The sequence below is a fragment of the Saccharopolyspora tripterygii genome (genome assembly GCF_054778355.1).
Genome location: NZ_BAAGZP010000008.1, coordinates 77,533 through 99,272, shown reverse-complemented (window position 1 = coordinate 99,272; position 21,740 = coordinate 77,533). Strand labels below are relative to the sequence as shown.

Below are 21,740 nucleotides of genomic sequence, written 5' to 3'. Positions count from 1 at the left end.
TCGTCCGTCCGCGCCTGTCCGCGCTGGTCGCGGCACGCGGACAGGCGGTCCGGCACGGTCCGGACACCCCACTTCGGACGGTTCGGCCATCGTTGCCGAGCCGTCCGGGGCGAACCTGCCCGGCAAGAACAACTAAGTTGGATCGTCGTGTACGTGCGCCACTTGCAGGTCAACGACTTCCGGTCGTGGCCGCTCGCCGACCTCGAACTCGAACCGGGGATCACCGTGCTGGTCGGGTCGAACGGGCAGGGCAAGACGAACCTGGTCGAGGCGATCGGCTACGTCGCCACGCTCGGATCGCACCGGGTCTCCAACGACGCGCCGCTGGTCCGCTACGGAGCGGGCCGCGCGGTGGTGCGGGCCGCCGTGGTCAACAGCGGCCGGGAGCTGCTGGTCGAACTGGAGATCACCCCGGGCAAGGCCAACCGCGCCCGGATCAACCGGGGAGCGGCGGGCAAACCGCGCGATGTGCTGGGAATCCTGCGGACCGTGCTGTTCGCGCCGGAAGACCTGGCGATCGTGCGGGGTGACCCGGGCGAACGCCGCCGGTTCATGGACGAGCTGCTCGTCTCGCGCCAGCCGCGCTACGCCGGGATCCGGTCCGACTACGAGCGGGTGCTCAAGCAGCGCAGCGCGCTGCTGAAGTCGGCGGGTGCCGCGCGGCGGGGCGGGGCCAAGGCGGATCTGAGCACGTTGGCGGTCTGGGACGGTCACCTCGCGCGCTACGGCGCCGAGCTGCTGGCCGGGAGGCTCGCGCTGGTGTCGTCGCTCGCCCCTCACGTGACCAGCGGATACGCCAACGTCGCGGCGACCGACGAGGCCAGCACGCCCTCCGGACGAGTCGCTGACCTGCGTTATCGCAGCAGTCTGGGCGAATCGCTGCCGGAGCGCTACGGGGTACCCGGGGCCCCGGAAGTGCCGTGGGAGGAGGCTGTGCCGGAACTGGAGGCCGCTTTGCTCGCGGAGCTGGAGCGAGCGCGGCCGCAGGAGATCGAGCGCGGCGTGTCGTTGGTCGGCCCGCACCGCGACGATCTGGCCCTCCTGCTCGGCGAGCTGCCGGCGAAGGGCTACGCGAGTCACGGCGAATCGTGGTCGTTCGTCCTGGCGTTGCGGCTGGCTTCTTACCACTTGCTCACAGAGGATGGCGCCGAACCGGTGTTGATCCTGGACGACGTCTTCGCCGAGCTCGACCGCCGCAGGCGCGCCCGGCTCGCCGAGCTGGTCTCGGGAGCCGAGCAGGTGCTGGTGACGGCCGCGGTCTCCGAAGACGTCCCGCCGGAACTCTCCGGTGTCCGATTCGACGTCCGGGAAGGTGAGGTGCACCGTGCCGCCTGACGGAAGCGGACGAAAAGTTTCACGCAGAGTGACCACGACCACGGATGACTCCGTGGAACTACCCACATCTGGGGATAACCCTGTGGATGGTGTGGATAACTCCGCGCCTTCGCGCGGCTCCGACGGCGCCGCGCTGCCCGGCGACACAACCCCAGGTCAGGGGATCGACGGCAGCGAGCTGGCCGGTCCGGACCTGGCTCGCGCGGCGTTGCAGGCCGCCCGAGAGCAGTCGGCCGCCAAGTGCAAGTCGATGGGCAAACCGGGCAAGACCGGCAAGCTGCGCACGCGCAGGCGTCGTGGCTGGGCAGGGGCGGGGCCCGACGAGCGGGACCCGCAGCCCCTGGGCAGGCTCGCCGCGCGGATCGCCAAGGACCACGGCTGGACCGACCAGCTCTCCGGCGGTCAGGTCTTCGCCAAGTGGGGGGCGCTGGTCGGCGAGGAGATCGCCGAGCACACCAAGCCGCTGCAGCTCAAGGACGGCGAGCTCACGGTTCAGGCGCAGTCCACGGCGTGGGCGACCCAGCTGCGGTTGCTGCAGCGGCAGATCCTCAAGCGCATCAGCGACGGGGTGGGACGCGACGTGGTCAAGCGGATCAAGGTGCAGGGACCTGCGGCTCCGAGCTGGCGGCACGGCCCGCGGCACATCTCCGGACGTGGTCCGAGGGACACCTACGGCTAGTGATCCCCGGGTTGCGCGGGGTCCGCCGGCGTGCGCGCCGGGGTCCACCCGCAGGTCGGCGTCGTCCGGCGGCCGATCGGCGCGGAGAATTCCGAGCGAGCGCTCGCGGCTCTTCGAAGGTGGATTGATCCGAGTTCTCGACTCTGTGAGCAAGCTAGGGGCGTCCTTGCCCCACTTCTGCGGAGGGGGACCAGTAGAATCAACGTGGGTGTGACTCGACGCGCTCCCCGCTCGTTGGAGGGCGAGGGGTTCGCAGGCGGGTCGCACCGGGGTACGGCGCCGGCAGCCGAGTCGCCCCGAAGTGGTCGTAGAGCCGGAGCCGGTCACCGCGCCGGCATCGACCGATCACCGTGACAGCACAGTCGGCTCAAGGAGAAATCGAGGCCCGTGGCACCGAAGAAGAGCGAATACAACGCTTCATCAATCACCGTTCTTGAGGGCCTTGAGGCCGTCCGCAAGCGGCCCGGCATGTACATCGGTTCCACCGGTGAGCGCGGTCTGCACCACCTGGTGCAGGAGGTCGTGGACAACTCGGTCGACGAAGCGATGGCCGGGTACGCGTCCAAGGTCGAGGTCACCCTGCTCGCCGACGGTGGCGTGCGCGTCGTCGACGACGGTCGCGGCATCCCCGTCGACATGCACCCGGTCGAGAAGAAGCCGACCCTGGAGGTCGTGCTCACCGTCCTGCACGCGGGCGGCAAGTTCGGCGGCGACTCCTACGCCGTTTCCGGTGGTCTGCACGGCGTCGGTGTCTCCGTGGTCAACGCGCTCTCCACAGCGCTGGAGGCCGAGATCCACGTCGGCGGCAACGTGTGGCGGCAGCGCTACGAGGACTCCAAGCCGGTCGCCGAGGTCGAGCGCGGTGAGAAGACCAGCAGGACGGGTACCTCGATCACCTTCTGGGCCGACCCCAAGATCTTCGAGACCACCACGTACAACCTGGAGACGATCGCCCGCCGCCTCCAGGAGATGGCCTTCCTGAACAAGGGCCTGACCATCGTCCTGCGCGACGAGCGCGTCGCCGAGGACGAAGACGGTGGTGAGGACGCCCAGGGCAGCACGGCGAAGACCACCGAGCGCACCTACCACTACCCGGGCGGGCTCGAGGACTTCGTCAAGCACATCAACGCGACGAAGGAGCCGATCCACAAGAAGGTCGTCGCGTTCAACGCCTCGGGCAACGGGCACGAGCTCGAAGTCGCGCTGCAGTGGAACTCCGGCTTCAACCAGTCGGTCTACACCTTCGCCAACACGATCAACACGCACGAGGGCGGCACCCACGAGGAGGGCTTCCGCTCGGCGCTGACCCGCGTGGTCAACGCCTACGCCAAGGACAAGAAGCTGCTCAAGGACAAGGACGGCAGCCTGACCGGCGACGACGTCCGCGAGGGCCTGGCCGCGATCGTGTCGGTCAAGGTCTCCGAGCCGCAGTTCGAGGGCCAGACCAAGACCAAGCTGGGCAACACCGAGGTCAAGTCCTTCGTGCAGACCACCGCCTTCGAGTGGCTGACCGACTGGTTCGAGCGCAACCCCGCCGACGCGAAGACGATCGTGAACAAGGCGGTCTCCTCGGCGCAGGCGCGGATGGCTGCGCGCAAGGCCAAGGAGCTGGTCCGCCGCAAGAGCGCGATGGACATCGGCGGCCTGCCGGGCAAGCTCAAGGACTGCCAGTCCAACCAGCCCGACGAGTGCGAGCTCTACATCGTGGAGGGCGACTCCGCAGGTGGCTCGGCCAAGGAAGGACGCGAGTCCCGCTTCCAGGCGATCCTGCCGCTGCGAGGCAAGATCATCAACGTGGAGAAGTCGCGGATCGACAAGGTCCTCAAGAACAACGAGGTCCAGGCGATCATCACCGCGCTGGGCACCGGCATCCACGACGAGTTCGACCTGTCGAAGCTGCGGTACCACAAGATCGTGCTCATGGCCGACGCCGACGTCGACGGCCAGCACATCCGGACCCTGCTGCTGACCCTGCTGTTCCGGTTCATGCGCCCGCTGATCGAGAACGGGCACGTGTTCCTCGCGCAGCCGCCGCTCTACAAGGTCAAGTGGCCGCGCTCGGAACCCGAGTACGCCTACAGCGACAAGGAGCGCGACGCGCTGCTGGAGGCCGGTGCCGCCGCCGGCCGCAAGCTGCCCAAGGACGACGGCATCCAGCGCTACAAGGGTCTCGGTGAGATGAACGCCGACGAGCTCTGGGAGACCACGATGAACCCGGAGTCCCGGCTGCTGCTGCAGGTCTCGCTGGACGACGCGGCCACCGCGGACGAGCTGTTCAGCGTTCTGATGGGCGAGGACGTCGAGGCGCGTCGCTCGTTCATCACCCGCAACGCCAAGGACGCGGGCTTCCTCGACGTGTGATCCACGCGCAGGTCAACCACCGAACTCTCCGAACGAGCAAGGGAAGAGCATGACGGACATCCTGCCGCCGGAACACGGTCGGGTCGAACCGGTCGAACTCCAGCAGGAGATGCAGAACTCCTACATCAACTACGCGATGAGCGTGATCGTCGCCCGCGCACTCCCGGACGTGCGCGACGGTCTCAAGCCGGTGCACCGACGCGTGCTGTACGCGATGTACGACTCGGGCTTCCGCCCGGACCGCGGCTACGTGAAGTGCTCGCGCGTCGTCGGCGACGTGATGGGCAACTACCACCCGCACGGTGACTCGGCGATCTACGACACCCTGGTCCGCCTCGCCCAGCCGTGGTCGATGCGCCACCCGCTGATCGACGGCCAGGGCAACTTCGGCTCGCCGGGCAACGACCCGGCTGCCGCCATGCGCTACACCGAGTCGCGGCTGGCCCCGTTGGCGATGCACATGCTCGCCGACATCGAAGAGGACACGGTCGACTTCTCCGACAACTACGACGGGCGTACCCAGGAGCCCGACGTGCTGCCGGCGCGGTTCCCGAACCTGCTGGTCAACGGTGGTGGCGGTATCGCGGTCGGGATGGCGACCAACATCCCGCCGCACAACCTGCGCGAGGTCGCCGACGGTGTCGTCTGGGCGCTGGAGCACCCCGACGCCGAGGACGACGAGCTGCTCGAAGCGATGATGGAGCGGATCAAGGGGCCGGACTTCCCGACCCGCGGTCTGGTCCTCGGCACCAACGCGATCGCCGACGCCTACCGGACCGGCCGCGGCTCCATCAAGATGCGGGCCGTCGTCTCGGTGGAGGAGGACAGCAAGGGACGCACCATGCTGGTCGTCACCGAGCTGCCGTACCAGGTGAACCCGGACAACCTCATCGAGAACATCGCCTCGATGCACCGGGAAGGCAAGATCACCGGCATCTCGGACATCGCCGACGAGTCCAACAGCCGGCGCGGCATGCGGATCGTCGTCACGCTCAAGCGCGACGCGATCCCGAAGGTCGTGCTCAACAACCTCTACAAGCACACCCAGCTGCAGACGACGTTCGGCGTCAACATGCTGGCGCTGGTCGACGGCGTGCCGCGCACGCTCCGGCTCGACCAGGTGATCCGGTACTACGTCAAGCACCAGATCGAGGTCATCGTCCGCCGGACCCGCTACCGGCTGCGCAAGGCCGAGGAGCGCGCCCACATCCTGCGCGGTCTGGTCAAGGCGCTGGACATGCTCGACGAGGTCATCGCGCTGATCCGCCGCTCGCCGACGGTCGACGACGCGCGCACCGGCCTGATCGAGCTGCTCGAGGTCGACGAGATCCAGGCGAACGCGATCCTGGAGATGCAGCTGCGCCGCCTGGCCGCCCTGGAGCGCCAGAAGATCATCGACCAGCTGGCCGAGATCGAGCGGGAGATCGAGGACCTCAAGGACATCCTCGACAAGCCCGAGCGCCAGCGGCAGATCATCCGCGACGAGCTGATGGCGATCGTGGAGAAGTACGGCGACGACCGCCGCACCAAGATCGTCCCGTTCGAGGGCGAGGTCTCGATGGAAGACCTCATCGCCGACGAGGACGTGGTCGTCACGATCACCCGCACCGGCTACGCCAAGCGGACCCGCACCGACCTGTACCGGGCGCAGAAGCGCGGCGGCAAGGGCGTGCAGGGAGCAGCCCTGAAGCAGGACGACATCGTGTCGCACTTCTTCGTCTGCTCCACGCACGACTGGATCCTGTTCTTCACCAACAAGGGCCGGGTCTACCGCGCGAAGGCCTACGAACTGCCGGAGGCCAACCGGACCGCCCGCGGTCAGCACGTGGCCAACCTGCTGGCGTTCCAGCCGGACGAGCAGATCGCCCAGGTCATGCAGATCAAGGACTACACCGCTGCGCCGTACCTGGTCCTGGCGACCAAGAACGGCCTGGTCAAGAAGTCCCGTTTGACCGACTTCGATTCCAACCGATCGGGTGGTCTCATCGGTGTGAACCTGAAGGACGAGGATGAGCTCGTCGGCGCGGTGCTCTGCTCGGCCGACGACGACCTGCTACTGGTGTCGGCGGAGGGGCAGTCGATCAGGTTCCACGCCTCCGACGAAGCGCTGCGCCCCATGGGCCGCGCCACCTCGGGCGTTCTGGGCATGCGGTTCAACGAGGGCGACGAGCTGCTGGCGATGGGCGTGTGCCGGGAGGACCGGTACGTCCTGGTCGCCACGGCGGGTGGCTACGCCAAGCGGACCCCGATCGAGGACTACCCGGTCCAGGGCCGCGGCGGGAAGGGCGTGCTGACTCTTCAGTACGACCGCAAACGTGGCAGGCTTGTAGGCGCGCAGATCGTCGAGCTGGAGGACGAGCTGTACGCGATCACCTCCGCCGGCGGAGTCATCCGGACCACCGCCAAGGAGGTGCGCAAGGCCGGTCGGCAGACCAAGGGCGTTCGCCTGATGAACCTCGACGAGGGCTCGACCCTGCTGGCCGTGGCGCGCAACGCCGACGAGGCCGCGGATCCGGACGCCGCACCGGAGCCCAAGCAGGCGTGAGAGCAGCGCCGAAGAACTGAACACGCCGTGGTACGCCACGGGGCACACCGACACCGACGATCACCGAAGGATCGCTCGTGACAAGTTCCGAGAAGCCGGAGTCCTCGGACCCGCAGCAGGATGCGGGCCGCTCTTCGGCCAGCACCCAGACAGTCGACGACAAGGTCTCCACGACCGATTCCGAGGCTGCTGCCTCTGCGAACGGGACCGAGGAGTCCGGCTCGACGGCCGAGTCGACCGTCGGCGACGGCGGCGGGGAGGCCCTCGACGGCACCGACGCGCCGCCGCCGTGGCAGCGCGGATCGGCGTCATCGGAGGACTCCTCCTCCGATGACGAGCAGGATTCGGGCAGCCTTTCGGGATCGCTCGCGGCGGGCGCCCTCGGCGGCGCTGCGGCCGGCGGTGCCACCGCTTCGGCGGCGGGCGGCCGCGACGCCGAGGACACCCAGACGATCCCGAAGACGGTGGCCGACCAGGAGACGGTCCGCACGCAGATCCCGCAGTCCGCGCGCACCCAGGTGTCCTACACCGGTGCGGGCGCGGGTTCGGGCAGCGGCTCGGCGGCCTCCCGCAGCGCGGCCGGGACCTCCGCGCGGCGCCCCAGCCGGGGACCGCGCCGGGCGAGCCTGCAGATCAAGCGGTTCGACCCGTGGTCGGTGCTGAAGCTGGCGCTGGTGCTCAGCGTCGCGCTGTTCTTCGTGTGGATGATCGCCGTGGCGGTCCTCTACGGCGTGCTGGACGGCATGGGCGTCTGGGAGCAGCTCAACGGGACCTTCACCGAGCTGACCCAGCCGGACGACGCGGTGAACGAGCCGCTGATCAGCGCGGGCCGGGTGTTCGGCGTCGCCTCGATCATCGGTGCGATCAACATCGTGCTGATCACGGCGCTGGCGACGGTGGCCGCGTTCATCTACAACGTGGCGGCCGACTTCGCCGGTGGCATCGAGATCACGCTGTCCGAGCGCGAATGAGCCGTTGACCGGGCTGCGGCGGCGTTTTCCGAGGTGGGGGAGCGTCGCCGCACCCGGCTTAGGCCGGATGACCCCCCGTCACCGTGGTGGTGAACCGTCCTGTAATGTTTGCAGCACAACGAACGAGGGCCTATAGCTCAGGCGGTTAGAGCGCTTCGCTGATAACGAAGAGGTCGAAGGTTCAAGTCCTTCTAGGCCCACTCGGGAAGTTCTTTCCCATCCCTCAGGTAGACCCGAACACCAACGGCAACAGGTGCCGTGTTCTAGGAGGCGACCGGAATGAAGAAGCTGCTCGCACTTGCCGCAGTTGCCGGAGTCGTGCTGTTCGTGGTCCGTCGCAACAAGGCCGCCAAGGCCGAGGCCGACCTCTGGCGCGAGGCCACCGCGGAGGCCTGATCCTCAGGCCGGGGGCCCTGACCTCCGCCGCCGTTGGGGGACGTAGCTCAATTGGCAGAGCACCGCCTTTGCAAGGCGGGGGTTAGGGGTTCGATTCCCCTCGTCTCCACTCCGCTGGAATGAACGCCCCGCTCGATGCGGGGCGTTTCGTGTGTTCGGAGCCCTCAGGTTCCCCCTGCTGCTGAATTCTGAGTGCTGAGCAGTCAGTGCTCGCAGCCAATAGTAATAGTGCATAAGAAGAGGCCGGGCCCGACGGGCCCGGCCTCTTCTGCGTTCGGTCAGTGCTTCGGGGGGTTCGGCCTGGGAGTTTCCACCTTGGGCGGCTCGTGGTGGTGTCCGTCGACCTCCGCCGGGGCGCGGTGGCGGGGCGGGTTCGTGCCGGGGGTCTGGGAGTCCCAGGGCTCGTCGTCGGCCGCTGCCAGCGGGAGCTCCTCCGGGCGACGGGTCAGGGCGAACGCCGCCGCGGCGAGGCCGAGCACCATCAGCAGCAGGAGCATCCAGGGCCAGCGGCGCCGCTTGCGCACCGGCGTCGGGTCGATCCGGGCGGCCAGCCGCTTGCGGGACTCGGTCGTCCGCTTCTCCCACTCCTTCCGCCTCGCCTTGGCCTGCTTGGCGAGTTCCTTGCGGGACTTGCCCGTGGCGCGCTGCGCGATGAGCTCCTGCAGCTCCTCCGTCGAGTAACCGCGGTCGGTCAGCTCCTGCTCGGCCCTCGCCGCAGCTTGCTTGGACAGCACGATGCCCTGCTCGCCGGCGAGCTTCGCGCCGTGGCGGGCCTGCTTGATCCCGGTACCGACCGCCTTCCCCACGGTCTCGCCGGCCTTGGCCATCGCGTTCACTTCATCCATCGCCTGTTGACCTCCTTGGCCTGGCTCTCCCACACAAAACCCGTTCGTAGCCTATGAGCACATGTCAACCACGCCTCCGCCGCAGAGCCGGGCAGAAGGGCGCGGACCCGCCCATATTGCACCCAGACACCGCAATCGGCCCGCTCGATGGCAGGATGGTCGGGTGGCTGAAGACAACGGATCGCTCGTTGGGACGAAGTTGACCGCGACCCTGCACACCAATCAGGGCGAAATCCGGATCAACCTGTTCCCCGACCAGGCGCCCAAGACCGTGAAAAACTTCGTGGGCCTCGCAGAAGGAACCCAGGAATACACGGAGCCGAACGCCAAGGGCGAACGCTCCGGCCCGTTCTATGACGGGGTGATCTTCCACCGGGTCATCGAAGGCTTCATGATCCAGACCGGTGACCCGACCGGCACCGGCCGTGGCGGCCCCGGTTACCAGTTCGGGGACGAGTTCCACCCGGAGCTGCAGTTCACCAAGCCGTACCTGCTCGCCATGGCGAACGCGGGGCCGAACACCAACGGCTCGCAGTTCTTCATCTCCGTGGCGGCCACGTCCTGGCTGAACTACAAGCACACCATCTTCGGTGAGGTCGCCGACAAGGAGTCGCGCGAGGTGGTCGACACGATCGCCGGCACCGCGACCGGTCGCAACGACCGCCCGGTGAACGACATCGTCATCGAGAAGGTTTCGATCGAGCGCGGCTGACACCGCCCGGGAAAGCAGGTCTCACCTGTGACTGTGCCACCCGGACCGACGCCCGGACCGGACGGGGCGCCACCGCAGTTACCCAGCTGCGCGCGGCACCCCGACCGGCCGACCGGGCTGCGCTGCACCAGGTGCGAACGACCGGCCTGTCCGGAATGCCTGCGCGACGCCTCCGTCGGGCAGCACTGCGTCGATTGCGTCCGCGAGAGCGGAGCGACCGTCCGGCGGCCGGTGACGGTCGCCGGTGCGACGCTGCGCGACAAGCCGATCCTGGTGCCGCTGCTGATCGCGGCGAACGTCGCCGCGTTCGTGCTCACCGCCGTGTCGGCTGGCAACTTCGGCGCGAACTTCCGCTCGGACCTGTTCGTCGACTACGCGCTGGTGCCGTTGACGGTCGCCGGCGGCCAGTGGTGGCGGCTGATCACGTCGGGCTTCCTGCACATCGGCGTGCTGCACCTGGTGATGAACATGATCGCCCTCTGGGTGATCGGGCGGGACCTGGAGCTGCTGCTCGGTCGTGCCCGGTTCGCCGCCGTCTACGGGTTGTCCCTGCTCGGCGGCAGCACCGCGGTGTTCTTGCTCGGTGACGCCATGACCCCGGTGGCAGGTGCTTCCGGTGCGGTGTACGGCCTGATGGGCGGCATCGCCGTCGCCGCGCTGCGGCTGAAGGTCAGCATGCGGCCGGTGATCACCGTGATCGCGCTGAACATCGCCGCGAGCGTGCTCATCCCCGGCATCTCGCTGCTCGGGCACATCGGTGGACTGATCCTGGGGGCCGCGTCGACGGCCGCCCTGGTCTACGCGCCGCGGCAGCGGCGCAACGCCGTGCAGGCGGGTGCGCTGATCGGACTGCTCGTGGTGCTGTTTGTCGTGCTGCTGGTCCGGGACACCGCCCTCGGCGACCTGTCCTGCATCGGGTCCGGTTACGGCATCCGATGCGGCTGAGTCACCTGCGCAGCGCGTGCAGGGCGTCGGCCGCGTCGTAGGGGTCCTCGCCGAGGTCGAGCCGGGTGAGGATCGTCAGGTCCGGGTTCGCGTCGAGCTCCAGGCTGGTGCCGGTCAGGCCGAGCCTGCGGGTCTCCCGGACCCGGATGGTGATCTCGTCCCACGAGTAGTGCCTGCGACCGGTCAGGGAGCGCACGGTGATGCCGGTGCCGTCGGCGTGCAGCCGCGGGCGGCAGAGCGTGCCGAACGCGGACGCGGCCAGCAGCGCCAGGGCGAGCGCCGCCACGAAGACCCGGTCGGTCGGGGTCGAGGCGAGCACGGCCCAGGTGGCCGCTCCGGCGGTGAGCACCCAGCCGCAGCCGACCAGTGCGGCCGGGGGCGCCCAGCTCATCGAGTGCTCCGCGGTGTTCATGCCCATCCCGATATCGATGAGTTATCCACAGGACTTATCCCCACTGGGGACTAGTTACACATGTGTGTTTCGCTGACCGTCTGTCAAGTCATCAAAGGGATGAGTGAGCTCCGAAGGAGTTGACCCCTTCGGAGCTCGTGCACGAAGCGTCGTTGTGCTATCCGCTCGAATTGCGAGCATCGCCATCCGGCTTTAGGGGAATGCGCAAGCCGAACGTCCTCGCAGGTCAGCGGGGTGGTGTCAGCGCCACCGCATGGTCATCAGCAGCCCGACGATCATGAATGAGAAACCGACGGCGAAATTCCACCCGCCCAGGTCACTCATGAATCCGATCTTGTCGCCCGCGATGTAGTTGGTGACCAGCCAGAGCAGCCCGATGAGCATCAGGCCGAGCATGACGGCGACGTAGATCGGGTGCGACGGGCCGACCGACTTCGCCTTGACCGGCGTCCGGCGATCGACAACCGGGTTGGAGTCGTCCTTCTTGCGGACCTTGGACTTCGGCATAGGTGTCCTCGCCAGGTGATGCGGCACCGCCGTCCCGCGCCCGTCCGGGCTCTTCGCCGAGGGCGGCGGCACGGCTCCATTTCCACCTACCACGTTAACGTAATCACAGCGCTGATCCAGCACCCCTCGCAAAGCCGTGACCGGAGAGGAACGTCGTGGTTTCGTCCGTTCAGAGTCCGCCCCGGCCGCCACGGGATTCCGGGGGCAGCGCGCGAGCGGCGATCCGCGTCTCCGGCGAGCTGATGATCACCGCCGGCCTGGTGCTGCTGCTGTTCGTCTTCTACGTCGTCTACGTGACCGACCTGTTCACCGCGCGGGAGCAGGCGGAGGCGACCGGGCGGATGCGCAGCGGGTGGGACGCCCAGCAGCGGCACCCGATCGCCGAACCGCCGCCGCCCGCGCGCGGGGCCGGGTTCGCTCAGCTGTCCCTGCCGACGCTCGGGCCGGACTCCGACTTCACCGTGCTGGAGGGCACCGACCTCGCGACCCTCAGCGGCGGACCGGGCCACTACTCCGGCACGGCCTGGCCTGGGGAGCAGGGCAACTTCGCGGTCGCAGGCCACCGGATCGGACGGGGCGCTCCGTTCAACGAGCTGGACGAGCTGCGCTCCTGCGCGCCGATCGTGGTGGAGACCGCGACGCACTGGTACGTCTACCGGGTCCTGCCGATGCCGGGCGAGGCCGCGAGCTGGAACGACCGCGGCGGCGACCCGCGCTGCCAGGGCGTCGCGCCGATGCCGCCGCCCTACGACCACGTCGTCGGACGGCACATCGTGCGGCCCGAGCAGGGCGAGGTGATCTTCCCGGTCCCGGGCCTGCCACCGGAGGCGCTCCCGCGCGAGCAGCGCACCAGGCTGATCACCCTCACCACCTGCAACCCGGAGTTCTCGGCGCGCGAGCGGCTGATCGTCCACGGCGTGCTCACCACGCAGTACCCCAAGCTCGCCGACCACCCCGAGCTGCGGCCACCGGAACTGGAGGAGCGCTGATGTACGCCTGGATCTGGCACCACCTGCCCGGCCCGCTCCCGGCCAGGGCGCTGCTGGCGCTCGCGCTGGTCGCCGCGGTCGTCGCGCTGCTGCTGTTCGTGGTCTTCCCCTGGCTCGAACCGCTGCTCCCGTTCAACGCCGTCACCACCGGGTAGGGCGGGGATCGGCCGGAAAAACGCGTTGAACCGGACGCGTAGGGTGGCGGGGTGCGTGTACTCGTGGTCGACAACTACGACAGCTTCGTCTACAACCTCGTCCAGTACCTCGCCCAGCTCGGAGCCGAGTGCGAGGTGCGCCGCAACGACGTGGTCACCGATGAGGACGTGGCCGCCGCCGACGGCGTGCTGTTCAGCCCCGGTCCCGGTACGCCGGACCGCGCGGGCCGGACGATGGAGCTCGTCCAGCGCTGCGCCGCCGAGCGCAAGCCGGTCTTCGGCGTGTGCCTCGGGCACCAGGCCATCGGCGCGGTGTGGGGCGGCACGGTCGAGCGCGCTCCCGAGCTGCTGCACGGCAAGGTCAGCGAGATCGAGCACTCCGGGGCGGGCGTGTTCGCCGGACTGCCGCAGCCGTTCATCGCGACCCGGTACCACTCGCTGATCGTGCGCGCCGACACCATCCCGGACGACTTCGAGGTCACCGCCCGGACCGATTCGGGCATCGTGATGGGCATGCGCCACCGCGAGCTGCCGGTCGAGGGCGTCCAGTTCCACCCGGAGTCGGTGCTCACCGACGGCGGTCACCGGATGCTCGCCAACTGGATGGCCTCCGCCGGACACCCGGTCGCCGGGCACCTGGTCGACCAGCTGGAAGCTGAGATGCGCGAGGTCGCGGCAGCAGCGCGCTGACCCCGCAGCTCCCCGAACGCGAAGCGGGGCGGTGGCCGAGTGGCCACCGCCCCGCTGTCGTCAGGACGTCGATCAGGGGAAGGGGAAGATCCCGCCGTCGCCCGGGGGCGAGCTGGTGCTGGAGCTGTCGTAGTCACCGATGTAGAGGGTGATCGACTGGTCCTTGCTGATCTTCTGCCCCGCCTGCGGCGAGCTGCTCACGACCTTGTCGTCCTTGGTGATGTCACCGGTGGACTGCTTGGACTCGCTGATCTCGCCGTTCCAGCCCGCGGCCTTCAGCGCGGACTCTGCCTGCGACTTCGACATGTTCTCCAGCTTGGGCATGGTGATCTGGTTGCCCTTGGAGACCACCAGCGTCACGGTCGAGCCGGTCCGGGCCTTGCTGCCGCCCGACGGGGACTGGTCGATGACCGTGTTCGAGGGCTGGTCGGAGTCGCGCTGCTCGACGCTGACCTTGAACCCGGCGCCCACCAGGAACGCCTTCGCCGTCTCCAGCTGCTGGCCGCGGAAGTCCTGCAGCTCGGTCTGCGGGATCGCCTGGCCGACGACGACGTTGATCGTCGTGCCCTTGGAGACCTCGGTGCCCTTGCTGTCCCAGTCCAGGATCTTGTCGACCAGCTTCGGGTCGGACGTCTCCTTGCGGTCCGGGTTCAGCCCGATCTTCAGACCGGCCTTCTCCAGCTCCTGCTGCGCCTCGGTCATCGTCATGCCGGACAGGTCCGGGACCTGCGTGGACTCCGGTCCGGTACCGGCGCACAGCTCGATCTTGGTGCTCTCCTTGACGCCCAGCGCCCCAGCCGCAGGGGTCTGCTTGACGATCTTCCCGCGCTGGTCCTCGGGCGAGGGGCACGAGCGCGGCAGCACCATCCAGCCCTCGGACTTGGCCTTCTCGGCCGCGGCCGGGGCCGTCATCTGGACCAGGTTCGGGACCGGGACGCGATCCGGATCACCCGCTCCCACCAGCATCGTCACCAGCCAGGCGGCCAGCGCGAACACGGCGACGCAGGCCAGGGTGACCAGCGCGACGACGGTGTTCTTGCTGCGCCGCCGCTCCGGCTGGGCCGGGGGGTAGTCCTCCAGCTCGTCCGAGCGGTGCCTGCCGGAACCGATCATCTCGGTGGCGCCGCCGCCCTGGCCGAGCATGGCGGTGTGCTCCTCCTCCGACATGATCATCGGAGCCTTCGGGCGCTGACCGGACAGCACCCGCACCAGGTCCGCGCGCATCTCGGCCGCCGACTGGTAGCGGTTGGCCGGGTTCTTGCTCAGCGCCTTGAGCACCACCGCGTCCAGCGAGGCCGGCGTCGCCGGGACCACGTCGGACGGCTTGCGGGGCTCCTCCCGGACGTGCTGGTAGGCGACCGCGACCGGCGAGTCACCGGTGAACGGCGGCTCTCCGGTGAGCAGCTCGAACAGCACGCAGCCGGAGGCGTAGACGTCGCTTCGCGCGTCCACCGCTTCGCCGCGCGCCTGCTCGGGGGAGAGGTACTGGGCGGTGCCGATGACCGCGGCAGTCTGGGTGACCGCCGCTTGGCCGTCGTGCAGCGCTCGGGCGATGCCGAAGTCCATCACCTTCACCGCGCCGGAGCGGGTGATCATGATGTTCGCCGGCTTCACGTCGCGGTGCACGATCCCGTGCCGGTGGCTGAAGTCGAGAGCCGCCGAGCCGTCCGCCATGACCTCCATCGCCCGCCGGGGCGACAGCGGCCCCTCGGTCTTGACGATGTCGCGCAGCGTCCTGCCGTCGACGTACTCCATGACGATGTAGGGCAGCGGCCCGCTCTCGGAGTCCGTCTCGCCCGTGTCGTAGACAGCCACGATCGCCGGGTGGTTCAGCGCTGCGGCGTTCTGCGCCTCGCGGCGGAAGCGCAGCTGGAAGGTGGGGTCCCGGGCTAGGTCGGCACGCAGGATCTTGACCGCGACGTCGCGGCTCAGGCGGGTGTCGCGGCCTTTGTGCACCTCCGACATACCGCCGTAGCCGAGTGTCTCGCCAAGCTCGTAGCGGTCGGATAGCAGTCGAGGTGAACTCATCGAATCGTCGTTCCGATCCTTGTCAACGATCGTCCCATCTCACCCGCTGGAGGCATTCCGATCATGGGTCCCTGCCGTTGCGAAGTTTGTCCCAAACCGTTCGTGGAATCCAGGCTCGACGCGACCGCCGGACCGCGTCCGGGCATGCCCAGGTCGAGGCTGCGGATCCCCCAATAGGTCAGCAGACCGATGGCGACCAGCAAGACTACCGCCAGCAGCGCGACCAGGATCCAACCGATGACCCTGGTGTTGCCGCTTTCCCGGTGAGCATTGCCACCCATGGCCCCTGCCACTCCCGCGGTACCGGCCGGAACCGGCATCGGGGCCTGCTGCTGTGAAACCTGGTGTTGCTGCACCGCCTGCACGGGTTGCTGGGGCGGGATGATGCCGGGCGGATAGGTGTTGCCCATCGGCGGCGGACCCGGCGGAACCGGGTGCACGCCGGTGCCCGGCCCGTGCACGTTCACCGGCCGCTGCTGTTGCGCGACCAGCGCCGACGGTGTTGGAAGCGGGCGACCCGCGCGCACCGCGGCGACCGCGGCGGCGAACTCCCCGCCGTCGGCGTAGCGCCGGCGCGGGTCCTTCACGAGGGTCGCCTCGATCAGCGCCCGCACTCCCGGCGGAACGTCCGGCGGGAGCGGCGGAGCGATGTCGCGGATGTGCATCATGGCGACCGTCACCGCGTTCTCGGAGAGAAACGGGCGGTGCCCCATCAGGCACTCGTAACCGACCACGGCCAGCGAGTACACGTCGCTGGCCGTGGTCGCGTCACTGCCGAGCGCCTGCTCCGGCGCGATGTAGTGCGCCGTTCCCATCACCATCCCGTTGCGGGTGACCGGTGCCGCGTCGGCCGCCTTGGCGATGCCGAAGTCGGTCAGCTTCACCTTGCCCTCGGGGGCGATCAGGATGTTGCCGGGCTTGACGTCCCGGTGCACCAGACCGCGCTCGTGCGCGGCCTGGAGCGCCTGGCCGGCCTGCTCGAGCATGTCCATCGTGTGATCGGTGTTGATCCGCCGTTCCCGAGCCAGGATCGCCGCCAACGGCTCTCCTTCGACCAGCTCCATCACCAGGTAGGCGGTGTCCTCCGGACCGTCCGGAACGGCAGCGGTCTCGCCGTAGTCGTGGACCGCTGCGATGCCCGGGTGGTTCAGCGACGCCGTGGTGCGGGCCTCGGTGCGGAAGCGGTGCAGGAACTCGGCGTCCCCGCACAGCTCGGCCTTGAGCACCTTGACCGCCACCGTCCGGTCCAGCCGGACGTCCACCGCCTCCCACACCTCGCCCATGCCGCCGACCGCGATGCGGCGGCCGAGGCGGTAGCGCTCGGCGAGTAACTGGCCGGTGGTCAGCACGGATCAGCCACCTCCCCGCAGACCGGCCCGGATGACCTCCCGGCCGATCGGCGCGGCCAGCGAACCACCGGTGGCCTCGTCGCCCTCGTCGCCACCGTTCTCCACGAGCACCGCGACGGCGATCGTGGGGTTGGCGGCGGGCGCGAACGCGACGTACCAGCCGTGCGGCTTGTCACCGGGGTCGCCGTGCTGGGCCGTGCCCGTCTTGGAGGCGATCTCGATCCCGGTGATCTTGCCGGAGCCCTTGGTGTTCTGCTCCGACTTGATCATCATGTCGCGGATCTTGCCCGCGACGTCCGGGCTGATCGCCTGGCCGAGCTCCTCCGGCCGGAGGCTGTCGAGCTCCTCCATGTCCGGTGCCTTGGTCGAGGCGACCGCCTGCGGCTTCATCACCTTGCCGCCGTTGGCGATCGTCGCGGCCATCATCGCGTTCTGCATCGGCGTGACGCGCACGTCGCGCTGGCCGATGCCGCTCTGGTACAGCGCCGCCGGGTCCGACATCGGCCCGAGGTCCGACTTGGCCACGCTCATCGGCATCTGGAGGTCCTGGCCGAAGCCGAAGGACGCCGCGGTCTCGCGCAGCTTGTCCGCGCCGACCTTGCCCGCGATCTCGGCGAACGCGGTGTTGCAGGAGTGCGCCAGCGCCTCGGTCAGGGTGTTGCCCGAGCACTTCTTGCCGCCGTAGTTCGGCAGCGGGGTCGACGAGTTCGGCAGCGTGATCGACGCGGCGTCCTGCACCTGGCTGTTCGGGTTGTACCCGTTCTCCAGCGCGGCGGCCGTGGTGATCAGCTTGAACGTCGAACCGGGCGGGTAGATCTCGGAGACCGCGCGGTTCGCCATCGGGTTGCCCTCGGCGTTGTTGAGCGCTTCCCACTGCTCGGCGACCTGGTTGTTGTCCGGGCCGGTGAGCAGGTTCGGGTCGTAGGACGGCGCGTTGACCATCGACAGGATCTCGCCCGTCGACGGGTTCAGCGCCACGACCGAGCCCTGGAAGCCCTTCTTGGTCAGCTGCTCGTAGGCGACCTGCTGCATCTCCGGCTTGATCGTCAGTTCGACGCTGCCGCCTCGCGGCGTGCTGCCGGTGATCATGTCCGAGAGCCGGCCGAACGCCATGCTGTCGTCCGTGCCGTTGAGGATCTTGTCGTTGGCCCGCTCGACGCCGTTCGACCCGTAGAAGAACGAGTAGAACCCGGTGACCGGCGCGTACATCGGGCCGTTCGGGTAGTTCCGCTGGAACTTGTAGCGGTCGTTCTCGATCGGCTGCGAGGTGGCCACCGACTGGCCGGCCGCGATGATCTGGCCGCGCTCCCGGGAGAACTCCTCCAGCTGGGTGCGCGTGTTCCGGGAGTCATCGCGGTACTCATCGGCCTTGATGACCTGGACGTAGGTCATGTTGCCCATCAGCAGCAGGACCATCGCCATCATGGCCAGCGCCACCCGGCGCAACGGCTTGTTCATCGGGGACGCTCCACCAGTTCCGTATGTGCTTCCGCGATCGGCGCCTGCTTCGGCTTCGGCTTCGCGGGGGCCTGCGGGCGGCGGGCCGCGTCCGACACCCGCAGCAGCAGTGCGATCAGCACGTAGTTGGCGAGCATCGACGAACCACCGGCCGCCAGGAACGGTGCCGTCAGACCCGTCATCGGGATCAGGCCCGTCGAGCCGCCCGCGACCACGAACAGCTGCAGCGCGATGGTGAACGACAGGCCGCCCGCGAACAGCTTGCCGAAGGAGTCGCGCACCGCCAGGGCGCTGCGCAGCCCGCGCATCATCAGCAGCACGTAGATCAGCAGCACCGCCATCAGCCCGATCAGGCCGAGCTCCTCGCCCAGCGCGGGGACGATGAAGTCGCTGAACGACAGCGGCGTCACGTTCGGCATCCCGCTGCCCAGGCCCGAACCGGGGATGCCGCCGTGCGCCATCCCGAACAGGCCCGTGCGCAGCTGGTAGCCCGGGTCCGACTCGCCGTCCGGGACCTGCATCATCGGGTCCAGCCAGGTGTTCACCCGGACCTGGACGTGCGAGAACAGGTTGAACGCGAGCACGGCGCCCAGCGCGAACATGGACAGGCCCAAGCCGACCCACACCGCGCGCTCGGTGGCGATGTAGATCATCACCAGCACGATGCCGAAGAACAGCAGCGACGTGCCCAGGTCCTTCTCCAGCACCACGATGCCGATCGACAGGACCCAGGCGACCAGCACCGGGGCCAGGTCGCGCGGACGCGGCCAGTCCACGCCGAGGAACCGCTTGCCCGCCGTGGTGAACAGCTCGCGCTTGCCCACCAGGAACGAGGCGAAGAAGATCAGCAGCAGGATCTTGGCGAACTCGCTGGGCTGGATCGAGATGAAGCCGAGGTTGACCCACAGCTTCGCGCCGTTGGCCTCCGAGATGCTCGCCGGCAGCACACCGGGCAGCGCCAGCAGCGCCAGCCCGACGAAACCGCAGGTGTAGCCGTACTGCGCGAGCGTGCGGTGATCCTTGACCAGCCACAGCACCAGCGCGAACATCGCCACGCCCGCCGTGGTGTAGAGGATCTGCTTCGGCGTGTACGGCGCACCGATCACGGGCGCCAGGTCCAGCCGGTGCAGCATCACCAGACCGACCCCGTTGATCAACGAGACCAGCGGCAGGATCAGCGGATCCGCGTACGGCGCGAAGTAGCGCACCGCGAAGTGCGCGGCGCCGTAGAGGACCAGGAACGCGACACCGTAGAACAGCAGCTCACGGGTGACGGTCTGCTCCTGCGAGACCTCCACGACGACCAGCGCTGCGGTCACGATGATCGCCGAGAAAACGAGCATGAACAGTTCGGTGCCCCGCCGAGTGTTCACTCGGGGGGCCCCGTTGACTGCTCCGGACGTAGCGGCCGGTTCGGACATCAACTCACCGTCCGGCAGTTCACGCCCGGCTTCGGCTCCTCCGGTTGCAGCGGCGTCGCGTCCGCCGCGGAGGACTCCGGCGGCAGGGCCTGACCAGGCGGCGGAGCGCCCTGGGTGGACGGCACCGTCGGCTGACCCGGAGGTGTCGGCGCTCCCGGGGGAGTGCCGCCCGGAGCGGGCGGAACCGTCGGCACCGAAGGCTCGGGCGTCTGGCACTCGGGCAGCAGAGCGGTCATCCGCAGGCGCCGCATCGCCTCCCGGGCCTCCGTGAGGCCGTTGACCTCGGTGATGCCGTTGCGCACGTCGGGCCGCTGAGCTTCCTGCAGGTCGCTCAGCTTGATCGGCTGGCAGTCCTTGGCCGAGTCCGGCGCGCACGAGGTCTCGACCTGCCAGTTCAGCGCGACACCGACGGTGCTGCCCTGAACGCCCTGGTAGATCACGACCTCATCGGCGCTGTTCACGCCGATGTAGTACTGGTTGAGCACCCACCAACGCCCAACCAGCGCGACAGCCGCCAACACGATGAGCACGCCGCATGCCACCACCAGCGACCAAAGCCAGCGCCGTTTGCGCGGCTGCTGCGCTGGAGGTGAGGTGGGCTCGAAACGCTTCGGCTGCGGCCGCGGCATGGTCACCGCGGAAGCGCGCGCCGCCGACGAATCGGGTTGCGGATGCTCATCGCCATTTCCCGCCGCACCCCCGACTATGGGGGCGTCGTCGCCGAACTCGACGTCGACGACGTCGGCGATGATGACGGTCACGTTGTCCGGACCGCCGCCCTTCAGCGCGAGCTCGATCATCCGGTCCGCGCACTGCTGCGGATCCTGGATGCGCAGCGCTTCCGCCATCGTCTCCGTGCTCACCGGGCCGGTCAGGCCGTCGGAGCACAGCAGGTAGCGGTCGCCCGCGCGAGCTTCGCGGATCGCCAGGCTCGGTTCCACCTCGTGGCCGGTCAACGCGTGCAGCAGCAACGAGCGCTGCGGGTGGTTGGCGGCCTCCTCCTCGGTGATCCGGCCTTCGTCGATCAGCGACTGCACGAAGGTGTCGTCGTGGGTTATCTGGGTCAGCTCGCCGTCGCGGACCAGGTATGCGCGGGAATCGCCGATGTGCACCAGACCCAGCTTGCTGCCTGCGAACAGGACAGCGGTGAGGGTGGTGCCCATCCCGTCGAGCTCCGGGTCGTTGGCCACCAGCTCGGAGATCGCACCGTTGCCGTCCAGCACCGCGTTGCGGAGCTGTCCGAGCAGGTCGTCACTCGGCTCGTCGTCGTCCAACGGCGCCAACGCCGCGATGACGACCTTGCTGGCGACCTCACCGGCGGCATGTCCACCCATGCCGTCCGCGAGGGCGAGTAGTCGTGGGCCGGCATAGACCGAGTCCTGGTTGTTGGAGCGCACCAGGCCGCGGTCGCTGCGGGCTGCGTAGTGAAGGACGAGGGTCATGAGCGCAGCTCGATCACCGTCTTGCCGATTCTGATCGGAACGCCGAGCGGAACCTTGGTCGGTCCCGTGACCTTCGCCCGATCGAGGTATGTGCCGTTAGTGGAGCCTAGATCCTCCACGTACCAGTCGGAGCCGCGGAGCGACAACCGAGCGTGCCGGGTCGACGCGTAGTCGTCGTCCAGCACCAACGTGGAGTCATCGGCTCGGCCGATCAGGATCGGCCGGCCGTCCAGGGAAATGCGCGTGCCGGCGAGAGCGCCGTGCGTGGCCACCATCTGGCGGGGCACCTTGCTCTTGCCCCGGGACTTGCCCGGGGCTCGACTCGCACCTGGCATCGGGACTCGCATCCCCGACGCGGAGTAGAGATCTGAACGAACCACGCGAAGCGCAGCTAGCACGAACAACCAGAGCAGGGCGAGAAACCCTGCTCTGGTCAGCTGAATAACCAGCTCCGGCACTTGTTGTGAACGCTCCTACTCGTATCCGGGGACCGGCGATCC

19 protein-coding genes, 2 tRNA genes and 1 pseudogene are annotated in these 21,740 nt (G+C 68.7%); 13 read left to right on the top strand and 9 right to left on the bottom strand.

Going from position 1 to position 21,740, the window contains the following annotated elements; genetic code table 11:
- Positions 1-147 precede the first annotated feature (147 nt).
- The 8 genes and pseudogenes from recF to ACYVF3_RS05855 all read left to right on the top strand — a co-directional run bounded on the left by recF (position 148) and on the right by ACYVF3_RS05855 (position 8,396).
- The gene (gene recF / locus ACYVF3_RS05890; RefSeq protein WP_461153167.1) at positions 148-1,335 is read left to right on the top strand and encodes a DNA replication/repair protein RecF; all 1,188 of its coding nucleotides are present in this window, start codon (positions 148-150) and stop codon (positions 1,333-1,335) included.
- 91 nt (positions 1,336-1,426) lie between these two features.
- A complete protein-coding gene (locus tag ACYVF3_RS05885) occupies positions 1,427-2,014 on the top strand; it encodes a DciA family protein (protein WP_461153807.1) in 588 nt (195 codons plus the stop codon).
- A gap of 387 nt (positions 2,015-2,401) precedes the next feature.
- Positions 2,402-4,375 carry a DNA topoisomerase (ATP-hydrolyzing) subunit B gene (gene gyrB, locus ACYVF3_RS05880; RefSeq protein ID WP_461153166.1) on the top strand — a complete coding sequence of 658 codons (1,974 nt, stop codon included), beginning with the start codon at positions 2,402-2,404 and terminating at the stop codon, positions 4,373-4,375.
- A gap of 49 nt (positions 4,376-4,424) precedes the next feature.
- A complete protein-coding gene (gene gyrA / locus ACYVF3_RS05875) occupies positions 4,425-6,920 on the top strand; it encodes a DNA gyrase subunit A (protein ID WP_461153165.1) in 2,496 nt (831 codons plus the stop codon).
- Positions 6,921-6,997: 77 nt separating this feature from the next.
- The gene (locus ACYVF3_RS05870) at positions 6,998-7,891 is read left to right on the top strand and encodes a DUF3566 domain-containing protein (RefSeq protein WP_461153164.1); all 894 of its coding nucleotides are present in this window, start codon (positions 6,998-7,000) and stop codon (positions 7,889-7,891) included.
- A gap of 126 nt (positions 7,892-8,017) precedes the next feature.
- A tRNA-Ile gene (locus ACYVF3_RS05865) sits at positions 8,018-8,091 on the top strand.
- 79 nt (positions 8,092-8,170) lie between these two features.
- Positions 8,171-8,278: pseudogene (locus ACYVF3_RS05860) on the top strand (DLW-39 family protein); the annotation flags it as partial.
- Positions 8,279-8,323: 45 nt separating this feature from the next.
- A tRNA-Ala gene (locus ACYVF3_RS05855) sits at positions 8,324-8,396 on the top strand.
- A gap of 169 nt (positions 8,397-8,565) precedes the next feature.
- On the opposite strand, the gene ACYVF3_RS05850 is transcribed toward ACYVF3_RS05855, so the two are convergent.
- Positions 8,566-9,132, bottom strand: coding sequence for a hypothetical protein (locus ACYVF3_RS05850; protein ID WP_461153163.1), 567 nt, complete (start codon positions 9,130-9,132; stop codon positions 8,566-8,568).
- 163 nt (positions 9,133-9,295) lie between these two features.
- On the opposite strand from ACYVF3_RS05850, the gene ACYVF3_RS05845 reads away from it, so the two are divergent.
- Entirely contained in the window at positions 9,296-9,844 is a 549-nt protein-coding gene (locus ACYVF3_RS05845; protein WP_461153806.1) for a peptidylprolyl isomerase, read from the top strand.
- Between the two features lie 27 nt (positions 9,845-9,871).
- Positions 9,872-10,789, top strand: a complete 918-nt coding sequence (locus ACYVF3_RS05840; protein ID WP_461153162.1) for a rhomboid family intramembrane serine protease — start codon at positions 9,872-9,874, stop codon at positions 10,787-10,789.
- Between the two features lies 1 nt (position 10,790).
- On the opposite strand, the gene ACYVF3_RS05835 is transcribed toward ACYVF3_RS05840, so the two are convergent.
- Both ACYVF3_RS05835 and crgA read right to left on the bottom strand, forming a co-directional pair.
- A complete protein-coding gene (locus ACYVF3_RS05835; RefSeq protein WP_461153161.1) occupies positions 10,791-11,201 on the bottom strand; it encodes a PH domain-containing protein in 411 nt (136 codons plus the stop codon).
- 240 nt (positions 11,202-11,441) lie between these two features.
- Positions 11,442-11,708: a cell division protein CrgA gene (crgA, locus tag ACYVF3_RS05830; RefSeq protein WP_461153160.1), complete on the bottom strand. Its 267-nt coding sequence runs from the start codon at positions 11,706-11,708 to the stop codon at positions 11,442-11,444.
- A 155-nt stretch (positions 11,709-11,863) separates the two neighbouring features.
- On the opposite strand from crgA, the gene ACYVF3_RS05825 reads away from it, so the two are divergent.
- From ACYVF3_RS05825 to ACYVF3_RS05815, 3 genes are read left to right on the top strand one after another with little or no spacing between them, the layout of a single operon-like run.
- The gene (locus ACYVF3_RS05825; RefSeq protein WP_461153159.1) at positions 11,864-12,697 is read left to right on the top strand and encodes a class E sortase; all 834 of its coding nucleotides are present in this window, start codon (positions 11,864-11,866) and stop codon (positions 12,695-12,697) included.
- Positions 12,697-12,852 (top strand): hypothetical protein, encoded by a 156-nt coding sequence (locus tag ACYVF3_RS05820; RefSeq protein ID WP_461153158.1) that lies wholly within the window; start codon positions 12,697-12,699, stop codon positions 12,850-12,852. Before ACYVF3_RS05825 ends, ACYVF3_RS05820 begins: the two co-directional genes overlap by 1 nt.
- A 51-nt stretch (positions 12,853-12,903) precedes the next feature.
- Complete coding sequence (locus ACYVF3_RS05815) at positions 12,904-13,542, top strand: aminodeoxychorismate/anthranilate synthase component II (RefSeq protein WP_461153157.1); 639 nt, start codon at positions 12,904-12,906, stop codon at positions 13,540-13,542.
- Between the two features lie 72 nt (positions 13,543-13,614).
- Here ACYVF3_RS05815 and pknB read toward each other — a convergent pair whose 3' ends face one another.
- From pknB to ACYVF3_RS05785, 6 genes are read right to left on the bottom strand one after another with little or no spacing between them, the layout of a single operon-like run.
- The gene (pknB, locus tag ACYVF3_RS05810; protein WP_461153156.1) at positions 13,615-15,570 is read right to left on the bottom strand and encodes a Stk1 family PASTA domain-containing Ser/Thr kinase; all 1,956 of its coding nucleotides are present in this window, start codon (positions 15,568-15,570) and stop codon (positions 13,615-13,617) included.
- Positions 15,567-16,919, bottom strand: coding sequence for a serine/threonine-protein kinase (locus ACYVF3_RS05805; protein ID WP_461153155.1), 1,353 nt, complete (start codon positions 16,917-16,919; stop codon positions 15,567-15,569). The genes pknB and ACYVF3_RS05805 overlap by 4 nt, the downstream gene beginning before the upstream one ends.
- A gap of 3 nt (positions 16,920-16,922) precedes the next feature.
- Positions 16,923-18,377 carry a peptidoglycan D,D-transpeptidase FtsI family protein gene (locus ACYVF3_RS05800; protein ID WP_461153154.1) on the bottom strand — a complete coding sequence of 485 codons (1,455 nt, stop codon included), beginning with the start codon at positions 18,375-18,377 and terminating at the stop codon, positions 16,923-16,925.
- The gene (locus ACYVF3_RS05795) at positions 18,374-19,798 is read right to left on the bottom strand and encodes an FtsW/RodA/SpoVE family cell cycle protein (RefSeq protein WP_461153153.1); all 1,425 of its coding nucleotides are present in this window, start codon (positions 19,796-19,798) and stop codon (positions 18,374-18,376) included. Before ACYVF3_RS05795 ends, ACYVF3_RS05800 begins: the two co-directional genes overlap by 4 nt.
- The gene (locus tag ACYVF3_RS05790; protein WP_461153152.1) at positions 19,798-21,240 is read right to left on the bottom strand and encodes a PP2C family protein-serine/threonine phosphatase; all 1,443 of its coding nucleotides are present in this window, start codon (positions 21,238-21,240) and stop codon (positions 19,798-19,800) included. Before ACYVF3_RS05790 ends, ACYVF3_RS05795 begins: the two co-directional genes overlap by 1 nt.
- Positions 21,237-21,698, bottom strand: a complete 462-nt coding sequence (locus ACYVF3_RS05785) for an FHA domain-containing protein FhaB/FipA (protein WP_461153151.1) — start codon at positions 21,696-21,698, stop codon at positions 21,237-21,239. Before ACYVF3_RS05785 ends, ACYVF3_RS05790 begins: the two co-directional genes overlap by 4 nt.
- Positions 21,699-21,740 lie beyond the last annotated feature (42 nt).